The following is an 11,361-nucleotide window of genomic DNA, read 5'->3' as shown; positions in this document are numbered from 1 at the left end:
GACGTGAAGACCTATGCCAATCTCGCCGAATTCGAGTCGGCCACCGGTCACCAGCTCGGCCCCACCGACTGGGTCGAAGTCGGGCAAGAGCGGATCAATCTGTTCGCAGACGCGACCGACGATCACCAGTGGATCCACGTCGATCCGCTTCGCGCCAAGGATGGGCCGTTCGGCGGCACGATCGCGCACGGACTGCTGACGCTTTCGCTGTTGCCGCGCTTCATGCACGAGCTCTACAGCGTCGAGGGTGTCACGATGGCGATCAACTATGGATTCAACAAGGTCCGGTTCATCACGCCCGTGGCGGTCGGCGCCAAGATCCGGGCGAGCGCCCGCGTCGAGCAGGTGACGCGCGTCGGCGACGCCGTGCAAGCCACGCTGACCACCACGATCGACATCGACGGGGCGACCAAGCCAGCGGCTGTCATCGAATCGATTGTGCGCTATGTCGGTTGAGCTGGACCGCGGAGCGAAGGTCGCCGCAGCGCGGGGCTTGTACGAGGCGTTGGGAAGGGGTGACCGGGACGCCCTGGGCCGACTCTTACACCCGGAGTTCGTCGGTCACGCCGCCGAGGGGCTGCCGCTCGACATGGGTGGGATTTACGTCGGCGTCGACGCCATGTGTGACAACCTCTGGTGGCGCATCGGACAGCACTTCAAAGTCCGCGCCGTGCCCGAGGAATTCCAGGTTCTCGAGGACGGCCAGCTGATGGTCTCGGGCACCTACCGCGGATCGGCACGCCAGGGCGGCAACCGAGTCGATGCGTCCCTGATCCACCTGATCGGCTACGCGCCCGACGGGCGCGTAGCATCCCTTCGCCAGCTCACCAACACGGCGGCGTGGCGTTCCGCGCTCGACGGGTGCGATCGAATGCCGACGATCGACTACACGGTCGAGAATGGTCTGGCCACCATCTGCCTCGACCGGCCGGCGGCGCGCAATGCTATCGACTTCCAAATGGGTTGGGACACTCTCGAAGTAGCCAAATCTATCGCCGGTGACGCAGGTGTCCGAGCGGTCCTCATCCGCGGGAACGGGCCCGCGCTCAGCTTCGGTGGTGACATCGAATACTTTCTCGCCAACTCCGAGCGTGGTTTCGGTGGGCTGTTCGCCGACATGACCGCCCCCTACCACCAGGCGCTCGGCATCCTGAGCCGAATCGACGCGCCGATCGTCACCGCGGCGCACGGCGCGGTCGCAGGCGGGGGGCTTGGCTACGTCTACGCCGCCGATTTGGTGGTGGCGGCCGAAAACACCCGATTCGTGACGGCTTTCGCCAGAATCGGATTATCCGGCGACGGCGGGGGAACGTGGCACCTGCCGCGGTTGATCGGGGCGCGCCGCGCCGCGGCGGCGTACCTGCGTAATACGCCGATCACGGCGGACGAGGCGCTGGCGTGGGGCATCGTCAACGAGGTGGTTGGCGCTGACGAATTGCTCGACCGCGCGACGGCGTTGGCGACGGAGCTGGCCCAAGGGCCCACCACGGCCTTCGCGCATATGCGGAAGCTGTTACGAGAAAGCTGGGGTAATGACCTCCCGGCGCAGCTGGCCGCGGAGACACGGGCACTCAAGCTGGTCGGCGATAGCACCGATGCGGCAACGGCGTTGCACGCATTCGCCGCCAAAAGCGCACCCACATTCACTGGGAGGTAGACGATGTCTGGACTCATTCACGACACGGAAGAACACCGCGCGATCCGCGACAGCGTTGCGGGCATCGCGAGCCGCTACGGACCGCAGTATTTCTTGCAGCGCGCCCGCCGCGGTGAAGACATACCGGAACTGTGGAAGGACCTCGGCGCCGCCGGGTTGTTGGGCGTGCACCTTCCGGAGGAATACGGGGGCGGCGGTGGCGGTATGGCCGAGGCGGTCGTCGTCGTCGAAGAGCTTGCCGCGCATGGCATGCCCATGTTGGTGTGGGTCATCTCCCCGGCGATTTGCGGGAGCATCCTGGCGCACCACGGCTCGGGGGAAATGAAGCAACGGTGGTTGCCCGGCATTGCCGACGGGAGCCAGAAGATGGCATTCAGTCTCACCGAACCTGATGCCGGCTCCAACAGCCACAACGTCAAGACCACCGCCCGCAAATCGGGTTTGGGGTGGGTCATTTCCGGGTCGAAGTACTACATCTCGGCGGTCGATCAGAGCGATGCTGTCCTGGTCGTGGCCCGGGACGGCGACCTGTCGACGCCGGAGAAGTCCCGCCTGTCTCTGTTCGTGGTGCCCATCGAAAGCCCGGGGTTGACCTATCAACAGATCGACACCTCCATCGTGTCGCCCGATAGGCAGTTCACCGTCTTCTTCGATGACGTCGAGGTCGGTGAGGATGCGCTCATCGGCCAGGCCGGCAACGGCCTGCGGCAAGTCTTCGACGGCTTGAATCCCGAGCGCATCCTCGTGGGCGCAATCTGCGGCGGGGTGGGACGATACGCGGTGAGTAAGGCGGCGGACTACGCCAAGGAACGTCAGGTGTGGTCGACTCCGATCGGTGCACACCAGGGTATCGCGCACCCGTTGGCGGAGAGCCACATCGCCGTCGAATTGAGCCGGATGGCGACCGCCCTCAGTGCGCAACTCTTCGACGCCGGCCAACCCGCCGGCGAGGCCGCGAACATCGCGAAATTCGCCGCGTCGGAGGCCGCGCTCAAAGCGTTGGACCAAGCGATCCAGACGCACGGAGGCAACGGATTCGCCCACGAATACGGGTTGTCCGAGCTGTGGTTCGTCACGCGGCTGATGCGTACGGCGCCGGTCAGCCGCGAAATGGTTCTCAACTACATTGCCCAGACCTCACTGGGCCTGCCGCGGTCCTACTGACCGGCAACCACCACCTAGGAGCATCAAATGGTCACGCTGGAAAAGCAATTCGACGCCGTCGTCATCGGTGCGGGCGCGGGAGGACTCTTCACCGCGGCTCGCCTGGCACACCAGGGCTACCGCACGCTGGTGGTGGAGCGCCTGGGCAAGGTCGGTGGACGGGCCTCTACGGACGACATCGACGGCTTCAAAGTCAATACCGGTGCGATCGTCATCGAGGTCGGTGGCATTACCGAGGAGACGTGCAAGGAGGTGGGCGCGCGATTTGACATCCGCGAACCCAAACCCCCGATCCTCTATCGCATCGGTGGCAACGACGTCGACGTCACCGGGGGCGGCTGGGGTTTCCTGCTGAGCAAGCTGAGCCGTCAGGGCGCAAAGCTGGTCAAGGGCATCGGCGCCGCCCGCAACGACTCGGGGCTACCCGAAGACGAGATCTCGACGGCCGACTGGGTGTCGAAGTACACCAAAAACGAGGGCGTGCACGGGATCTTCCGCAACATGTGCGCGTCCATCTTCGCCGTCGGATCGGAGGATCTGCCCGCCCGGGTATTTCTCACCTACTTCACCCGCAAGAGCGCGTTCAAGCGCTTCGGCTTCCACCCCGAAGGCACCATCGGGTTGTGGCGGGCGCTCGCGGAGGTCGTGGAAACCAACGGGGGAGAGGTCTGGTTGTCCACGCCGGTGACCAAGATCGTCACCGAGGGGCATACCGTGACCGCGGTCGACGTGACCAGGGACGGCTCCACCGTCCGAGTGGAAGCGCCCATCGTCGTCAGCGACATCGGTCCCGCCGCCACGGTCTCGCTGCTCGGGGCGGACCGCGTGCCCGCCGATTACCAAGCGCTCGTGAAGAGCGGCGACCGACCCACGTCGATGGTGTCGGTGAACTTCGCCAGCCGCGAGCGCCTCGTCGAGGTGCCCGGCATGTTGAGCTTCGCGAAATCACGCCGGCTGGCCTACATCGCCAACTTCACCGACCTGTGCCCCGAGATGGCGCCGGACGGCTGGAACCTCTACGTGGGTACTTCGGTGCCCGAGAATCCCACGGGTGACTTCGACGAGGCGGCTGAGACCGAGTTTCTCCTGCAGGACTTGCGCGACAACATCACAGACTTCGACGACCGAGCCCGAATCATCAACGTGGCGATCACCCGTGACGACTGGCCGCCGCAGCGCGCCGTCGCCGGGTTCGACCTTCCTCACGACACACCGTTCGAAGGTCTGTGGAACGTCGGGGACGCGGTCAAGGAGTACGCCAACGGCGGTACCACCGCTTGCGCGGAGACCGCCAAACTCGTCGTCGACAAGATCGTGGCCAGTCATCAGCCGTTAGCGCGGCGCTGAATCGTATGCGGCGCAGGATCGCCGGTGCCCGCAGCCTATTGTTTGTGCCTGGTGACCGGCCCGAGCGGTTCGGGAAGGCGCTGAGTAGCGCCGCCGACGAGATCGTGCTGGACCTCGAGGACGCCGTCGCACCGGAGGCCAAGGCCGTTGCCCGTGAATCGGTCCACCGGTGGCTGACCAAGTGCGCCGGGACCGTCGTTCGCGTCAACGGTGCCGACACCGATTGGTACGCAGACGATGTCGCCATGCTGGCCGAGCACGCGTGCGCGGTCATGGTGCCAAAGTCGCACAGCGCCGACCACCTGAGAGCGGTGGCGGCGAACCTGCACGCGGACACGTGCGTGATTGCCTTGGTCGAGACGGCCGCCGGGATCTTGGCGGCCCGTGAGATCAGCGCGGTCGATGCCGTGGGGCGAGCCGCGTTCGGAAGCGTCGATCTCGGTGCTGAATTGGGCATCGATCCCGAAGACCACGAGAGTTTGCGACATGCCCGCAGCGCACTCGTCATAGCCTGTGCTGCGGCGGGTCACCCCCCACCACTGGACGGCGTGACGATCGCCCTGGACGACGATCGGCAGCTGATCGCCGACGTGGACCGCGCGGCACGGATGGGTTTCGGAGGAAAACTGTGTATACATCCACGGCAAATCGAAAGTGTGAACCAGCGGTTTACACCATCGGCCGACGAAATCGCCCGGGCGCGTCGGGTTCTGGATTCCGCGGACGGCCGCGGCGTCGCCGTGGTCGACGGCCGCATGGTCGACAAACCCGTCGTTGATCGGGCGCGGCGGATCGCGCTTGCATGCGAGGACAAGTCGGTCGGCTGAATCAGGCCGGCGTTGATCAGCCGCCCTCGACCTGACGGGCTGGCACGGCGCCTGAGATGACAGGTCGGCTCGTGGCGGAACGCAGGCGGACCGTGGTCAGCGCTCATCGGTTCAGCGCCGCGAGAGCCGAGAAGCTCTCATTGGCCACGACCTGTTCTGCGGCGCGGCTGGCCATCGCGCCAAACATGGCGTCACCTCGCTCCGTTGCTACCACACCCAACGACACCGGAATCGTCAGGACGAGTCCGTAGAGGGCGTGCGCCTGGTATTCGCGCCAGCACCGATCGGCGCTATAGTTTTCCACCCCATGCGCGAGCAGGTATCGGTGGTACTCGGTGACCAATGCGCGTTCGTGATCGACGCGGTCCTGCTCGGTCAGCGAGTTTCCAAGGAAGTAGGACACATCGATGATTCCGGGTGCGGCGGCAGTGCTCTGCCAGTCGACGACCGCTATAGGCGTTCGTCCGTCGTGCGCGTCGAACAGCATGTTGTCGAGTCGAAAGTCTCCGTGCCACAGTGTGCGATGTTCGCCGAGCGTCGACAGCCAGGCCGTCACTTCGCGACCGAGTCGGTGTACCACCGCTACATGATCGGGCTTCAGGTAGTGCCCGAATCGTTCGAGCCAGGAATCGGCAATCTGCGGTATCGTCCCGCCGAGGGCGTTCCAAATATGCTCGGCGGGAAGCCATGCCTGCTCGGCGAGTCTCGAGTGGCGCCACGACCCGCCATGCAGTGCCGCGGCCTGCTGCAGCGCCAGGTCGGCCTGATCGATGGTGCAGCCACTCAACTGATCGATGGCGTCGGCCGGGCCCAAATCTTCAAGTAGAAGCACGAATCCGCAAAGATCGTCGGCGATTTCACCGTAAAAGCACCGCGGCGACCTGATACCGGTGAGGTCGCTCAAGTGTTGGTAGAACAGCACCTCGCGCTGATAGGCCCCGGTCGACACGGCCATCTGCCGGCTCGTTGGGTCAGTGCCGGAGACTTTGGCGATGAGGCTATGGGGGGCGTCGTCCGGCCGCTCACTGTACTCGAGCTGCAGCCGGTAGCTGTTGGCCATCTGACCGGTTCCGACAGGTGAGGCGTACACGGACTCGATCGACAGAGCGCCCCAACCGGGTCGCCGGCTGAGTAGACCGGTCAGTACTTCGGGTGTGTACTCGGCGACGGCGTATTCGGTCACGGTCATGTGGGTTACCTCTCGCTGGTACGGGCCGCCTGGTAAGCGGGCAGAAGGGGTTTGAGTTCGGCCGGCGTCGCGCCGTGCAGAATCACACCGTCGGCGCCTAGGTCGAGTTGGTTCTGAATGGTGCCGGCGCACCGCGCGGGACTGCCGGTCGCGGCGACACTCAGCCACTCGTCAGGCAGTAGCGTCGCGATGTGTTCGAGTTGGTCCGTCGTCGTGGACGGGCTGTCGATAACGCGCACCGCACCGCTCGGTGACTGAAAACTCTGCACCACGGGGTCCGCCCGAAACCGGCCGAGAACCGACGGGTCCCAGTTGTTTGTCGAGACCAGAAGGTCGCCGTAGCCCTGCAGGTAAGTGGCAAGGCGGCCCACCGTCTTGCGTAGCCGGAGCTCCTCGGGAAGGTGATCGCCGATCGTGGCCAGGCATGACCACACCTGCACGCGCTGGGGATCGCGACCGGCCGCTTCGGCCGCGTCCTTGACCGTGCGTACGCATCGTTGCAGCGTCTCGTCGGTGAAGAACGTGTGGAGGATGACCTTGTCGAAGGCCCGTCCACCCAGCGCCAGCGATTGCGCACCGAACGCCACCAGGCCGAGCTTGACGTCTTCGTCGAACGTCGGGTCGAGGCGCAGGGCGGGATACTTACCGATTGGCCCGTCGTGGCCCAGGATCGTCTCGCCGCGAAACAGTCGGCGCATCACCCCGGCGAAATCTTCCATCTGCGCCGTGGTGATGGGGGGCATGCCGAACGCGCGTTGAAGCGGCGGCACTCCACGCCCGATGCCCAGCGTGAAACGCCCACCTGTGAGGCGGTGCATCGTCGTGGCGTAGGCCGCGGTAACGATGGGGTGGCGAGTGTTGTGGTTGGTCGCCCCTGTCGTGATTCCGATACTTTCGCTGACCGCGCCAACGGCACCGCAGATCGTGGCGGCTTCCTTGGTGGAGAAGCGCTCCGAAATGAAACATTCGCCCAATCCTAGGCTTTCGGCGTCACGGACTTCCGCGATCAAGTCACGTGGATGGTCGGCCTGGCCGGCGAGCGTATAGAAGCCGAGTTCGGCTATCGGGCCGTTCATCGGGTGATCGCCTCGGGCATCGCCGAGCTTGGCGGGACCAAGGTGGGGGTCGAGTGGCCGGCCGACCAGCCCTCGTCCCCGGCGTAACCCCCACCCACCACTTTCGGCCGGGTCCCGCCATCGCGACGGGGCGGGACTTCGATGGCGCCCGCCCGTTCCGTGTTGCGAAGGCGTTCAGCCACGTTGATCCTCGGCGATACGGAAGGTCTTAGCCGTCGTCAACCCGCCGATGCCCGTGCCGATCATGGCCGTGCGTGGACTTGTTGACATGTCCCTTCCGATGCGTTTTGAAGCCGATCGCTTGAGCACGACCGTAGATCGGAAAACTGACGCCGGTCAAGATAGTTGTCCATATTTTTTATCAAAGATTCAACAGGTCGGTTGCTTGAAGCTTGCGAGCGCTGTGGCGCCGTCGGCACGCCGGTCGTCGGTGTTTGCGCAAAGGTGAATGCCAGCCAGCGCTCGGTCGCAAGTGGCGGCACAAATCGCCGTTGAACTGCCGATACATGAGTCAGCATCGCGACGTCTCACCTTCTGTTGCGTCTGCCTAGACGGATCGTCCGATGTCGCGCGCCACCAAAATCCTGATCAGAGCGCTTGCTTTTACACCTCCGAGAACCCTATAGTTTTTATCTGGATTAGAAACAAACAGCGCCGGAGGGGTCGTGTCTCAGCGGATTCAGGTCTTGTGTGCGTGGGCCGGCCCGGCGACAGTGGGCGTGACACTGCTGGGTTGGTTGATCGCCGGGATACTCCCGATACCCCTCGGCCCGTCGAGCACGACCGGCGAGGTCGTCGGCTTCTACCAGCACGACACCCGCGTTCTGACCGGTCTGGTGATAGCCCAGCTTGGCATCTGCGGCGCGTTTCCCCTGATCGCCTTGATTGGCTACTACATGCTTCGCATCGAGGGTCGGTATCCGATCCTTGCACTGGTACAGCTCGTCGCCGGCGCGGCAACGGGACTTCTGCTTCTGCTGCCGATGTTGCTAATGGCCGTCATCGCATTTCGGCCCGACCGCAGCCCCGAGCTCACCGTCACGCTCAACGACATCGCCTGGCTCGTATTCATTACGCCGATCGCCCCGTTCATCATCCAGAACATCGCCATCGGAATCGCCATCCTGAGCGACAAGTCGGAGACCCTTCCGCGCTGGGTTGGCTACATGAACTTCTGGGTGGCGGCGTCTTTCCTCCCAGACGTCCTGGCCTTCTTTTTCCACAGTGGCCCCTTCTCGTGGCGGGGCATCTTCGTGTTCTGGCTCGCGCTGACGACCTACAGCGTCTTCTTGATCGGCATGGGGCTGGTGTTGCGATCGGCAGTGTTGAGAACGCGTGATGGCGCGCCTCTCGGTGCCGGCTCGGCGCCGGTTGTGGACTCGACCGCCGCGTGAACGTGTGACCTTGCTCTCGAGGTGCGTGCGAGCTTATCGTCACACTGCGCGTCTTTAAATTGAATCTAGATTAAGGAAGGGAACGATGGGGTTCACCGACTCTGCCGAAGTCACCAAGTACATCGGAGGGATTTTCGAGACCGCCTTCCACGACCCGGAGATCGGTCCTAAGCTCGTCGCGACGGGCCTCGTCATCGCCTTCGATTTCACCGACCCCGAGGCAGTCGTCGTCATCGACATGGCCAACAAGTCGATTCGGGAAGGATTGAATGGCGGCGCGTCCCCCACCGCGACGATGGCGATGACCGCCGATACCGGGAACGCCTACTGGCAGGGAAAGGTCAACCTTCCCCTTGCCATGGCGAAGAAGAAGATCAAAGTCGAGGGAAACGTGGCGAGCCTGCTGAAGTTGGCCCCGCTCGGCAAGAAGCTGTATCCCCTCTACATCGAACGGCTCAAAGCCGACGGCCGCGAGGATCTCGTGATCTGAGCGCGGACTCAGTCTGCGTCGAAAGAACCACCCGAGCCGATTGATGCCGGCCCGACGATCTCACCCAATCTTCAGCAATCACATTCGGAGGCAGAGCAATGAGCGTGGAAACCGCGTCGCGCGCGAGGTCATACGACCCGGTGAGTGTCTCGCCCCTGAGCTTCTGGGCGGCGACAGCCGAAGAGCGTGAGCAGTCGTTCAAAATCCTGCGGGACGAGAGGCCAGTGAGCTGGCACCCTCCGATCGAGGGCGCCTTGATGGAAGCGGAGATCGACGGGCTCTGGGTCGTGACTCGGCACGAAGACATCGCCTACGTCAGCAAAAACCCGCAATTGTTCTGCTCGGGCAGCGGTGTCATGATCGAGGCGGTTCCCGAAGACATTCTCGATGCGGCGCAATCGTTTCTGGCAATGGACGGCGCGCAGCACTCTACGTTGCGACGGCTGATCAGCTCGGTGTTCACCCCCCGCCAGGTCGCCACGATTCGGGACCAGATCGACAAGCAGGCCGAGGCCATCGTCGATGATTTGCTCAAGACGTCCGAGGGCGACTTTGTTGACCAAGTCTCCAAGCGGCTGCCGATGTGGACGATCTACGAGATGCTGGGCCTGCCGGAAGAAGCCCGGGAGGCGGCCGCGCACAACGCCGATGGAATGGTCTCGTGGGCCGACTCGGATGTCGCCGCGGGCCGGGAGCCCGGCGAGGTGCTCAACGATTCGTTGGTGGGCCTGCTGAGCACCGGTCTCGAGCTCGCCGAGGAACGCCGCGCACGTCCCGGCAGCGATCTGATGTCGTTGCTGGTGCAGGCCGAAGTCGATGGACGACGTCTGACCGACGACGAACTCGGCGCATTCTTCGTGCTGCTGTCCGTGGCCGGCAACGACACCACGCGGAACACGGTGACCTTGACCACTATGGCGCTACAACAGTTCCCCGAGCAACGCGCGCTGCTGGCAAGCGACTTCGACACACACATCAAGCGCGGCATCGAGGAATTCGTCCGTTGGGCGAGCCCTGTCATGACGTTCCGGCGCACCGCGACTCAGGACACCGAGCTGCGGGGACAGCGAATCGCGGCGGGGGAGTGGGTGCTGCTGATGTACTCGTCCGGCAACCGCGACGGACGCGCCTTCGTCCGACCTGACCAGTTCGACATCACCCGAGAGCCCAATCCGCACATCGGCTTCGGCGGCGGCGGTCCCCACTTCTGCATGGGCAGTTTCTTGGCCAAGATGCAGCTCGAAGCGATATTTCGCGAGTTGGTCTTCCGAGCCCCCACTCTGCGTGTCGGGGAGCCGGAGTACCTGACCGGGAACTTCGTCCGCGCCGTGAAATCCCTCCCCTACACCATCAATTGACCGGAGTATCGATGTCGGAATTTTCAGGGAAGAGCTACGTCGTGACCGGAGCGGCGTCGGGCATTGGCGACGCGGTGGCCCGGCAGCTGCTGGCTGCGGGCGCCGAAGTCATCAGCTTGGACCGCAATGCGCCCACCGCGCCGGTCAGTCGGCACGTCGAGGTCGATCTTGCGAATCCGCGGGCCATCGACGCCGCGGTAGAAGTCTTGGACGGCCCCTATGACGGGTTGATGAACGTCGCGGGAATCCCGGGCACGGCCCCCGCCGACCTGGTCGTCGCCGTGAATGCACTGGCGGTTCGACACCTCACCGAAGCGTTTTTCGATCGCCTGAAGCCGGGGGGCTCGGTGACCATTGTGTCCTCCACCGCCGGGTATGGGTGGCCTGAGCGGCTGGATGTCATTCGAGACCTGCTGGCCACCGAAACGTTTGAGGACGGCGCCGCATGGTTCAAGGCGAATCCTCAACAAGGCAACGCCTATAACTTCTCCAAGGAAGTCAGCACCGTCTACACCATGTCAATGGGGCTGGCGTTGGCGCAGATGGGCTTTCGGATCAACGCAGTGCTTCCGGGCCCCGTCGAGACGCCGATCTTGGCGGATTTCGAGGAGTCGATGGGCAAGGACACCCTCGACGGTGTCAAGGAATTGCTGGGTCGTCACGCGCAGCCGGACGATGTCGCCGCGGCCATGGTGTTCCTGGCCTCCGATTCGGCCCGGTGGATCAATGGTGAGGCGCTCACCGTCGACGGTGGCATCACCGGCGCGGTGGCATCCGGCGTTGTGCCCAAGCCGGAGTTCTAGAGAGCGCCATGACCACGTATGCCGGTAGCGACGCATCGCGGGTCGCCGACAACGAC

12 protein-coding genes are annotated in these 11,361 nt (G+C 64.2%); 9 read left to right on the top strand and 3 right to left on the bottom strand.

The genetic code is table 11. The features are described 5' to 3' along the window. Positions 1–3: 3 nt before the first annotated feature. Genes SKC42_RS06405 through SKC42_RS06385 form a run of 5 tightly spaced genes read left to right on the top strand, consistent with a single transcriptional unit; the run spans position 4 to position 4,995 of the window. Positions 4–456, top strand: a complete 453-nt coding sequence (locus tag SKC42_RS06405; RefSeq protein ID WP_330963453.1) for a MaoC family dehydratase — start codon at positions 4–6, stop codon at positions 454–456. Then, positions 446–1,657, top strand: coding sequence for an enoyl-CoA hydratase-related protein (locus tag SKC42_RS06400; RefSeq protein ID WP_330963452.1), 1,212 nt, complete (start codon positions 446–448; stop codon positions 1,655–1,657). Before SKC42_RS06405 ends, SKC42_RS06400 begins: the two co-directional genes overlap by 11 nt. A gap of 3 nt (positions 1,658–1,660) precedes the next feature. Then, positions 1,661–2,821: an acyl-CoA dehydrogenase family protein gene (locus SKC42_RS06395; RefSeq protein WP_330963451.1), complete on the top strand. Its 1,161-nt coding sequence runs from the start codon at positions 1,661–1,663 to the stop codon at positions 2,819–2,821. A 27-nt stretch (positions 2,822–2,848) separates the two neighbouring features. Beyond that, positions 2,849–4,168, top strand: a complete 1,320-nt coding sequence (locus SKC42_RS06390; RefSeq protein WP_330963450.1) for a phytoene desaturase family protein — start codon at positions 2,849–2,851, stop codon at positions 4,166–4,168. A gap of 5 nt (positions 4,169–4,173) precedes the next feature. Continuing rightward, complete coding sequence (locus SKC42_RS06385) at positions 4,174–4,995, top strand: HpcH/HpaI aldolase/citrate lyase family protein (protein WP_330963449.1); 822 nt, start codon at positions 4,174–4,176, stop codon at positions 4,993–4,995. Between the two features lie 103 nt (positions 4,996–5,098). Here SKC42_RS06385 and SKC42_RS06380 read toward each other — a convergent pair whose 3' ends face one another. From SKC42_RS06380 to SKC42_RS06370, 3 genes are read right to left on the bottom strand one after another with little or no spacing between them, the layout of a single operon-like run. Next, positions 5,099–6,184, bottom strand: a complete 1,086-nt coding sequence (locus tag SKC42_RS06380) for an oxidoreductase family protein (RefSeq protein ID WP_330963448.1) — start codon at positions 6,182–6,184, stop codon at positions 5,099–5,101. 5 nt (positions 6,185–6,189) lie between these two features. Continuing rightward, positions 6,190–7,260: a TIGR03857 family LLM class F420-dependent oxidoreductase gene (locus SKC42_RS06375; RefSeq protein ID WP_330963447.1), complete on the bottom strand. Its 1,071-nt coding sequence runs from the start codon at positions 7,258–7,260 to the stop codon at positions 6,190–6,192. After that, a complete protein-coding gene (locus tag SKC42_RS06370; RefSeq protein WP_330963446.1) occupies positions 7,257–7,442 on the bottom strand; it encodes a hypothetical protein in 186 nt (61 codons plus the stop codon). Before SKC42_RS06370 ends, SKC42_RS06375 begins: the two co-directional genes overlap by 4 nt. A 537-nt stretch (positions 7,443–7,979) precedes the next feature. On the opposite strand from SKC42_RS06370, the gene SKC42_RS06365 reads away from it, so the two are divergent. The 4 genes from SKC42_RS06365 (at position 7,980) to SKC42_RS06350 (ending at position 11,305) form a co-directional block, all read left to right on the top strand. Then, positions 7,980–8,654 (top strand): hypothetical protein, encoded by a 675-nt coding sequence (locus SKC42_RS06365; protein WP_330963445.1) that lies wholly within the window; start codon positions 7,980–7,982, stop codon positions 8,652–8,654. Positions 8,655–8,739: 85 nt separating this feature from the next. Beyond that, positions 8,740–9,144, top strand: coding sequence for an SCP2 sterol-binding domain-containing protein (locus tag SKC42_RS06360; protein ID WP_330963444.1), 405 nt, complete (start codon positions 8,740–8,742; stop codon positions 9,142–9,144). Between the two features lie 98 nt (positions 9,145–9,242). After that, positions 9,243–10,502, top strand: coding sequence for a cytochrome P450 (locus SKC42_RS06355; protein WP_330963443.1), 1,260 nt, complete (start codon positions 9,243–9,245; stop codon positions 10,500–10,502). A gap of 11 nt (positions 10,503–10,513) precedes the next feature. Then, the gene (locus SKC42_RS06350; protein ID WP_330963442.1) at positions 10,514–11,305 is read left to right on the top strand and encodes a coniferyl-alcohol dehydrogenase; all 792 of its coding nucleotides are present in this window, start codon (positions 10,514–10,516) and stop codon (positions 11,303–11,305) included. The last annotated feature ends 56 nt before the right edge of the window (positions 11,306–11,361 follow it).

It is taken from the genome of Mycobacterium sp. 050134, from assembly GCF_036409085.1.
GTDB lineage: Bacteria > Actinomycetota > Actinomycetes > Mycobacteriales > Mycobacteriaceae > Mycobacterium.
Note: the sequence above shows the minus strand (reverse complement) of the source record. Positions and strands in the feature narration are given on the sequence as shown.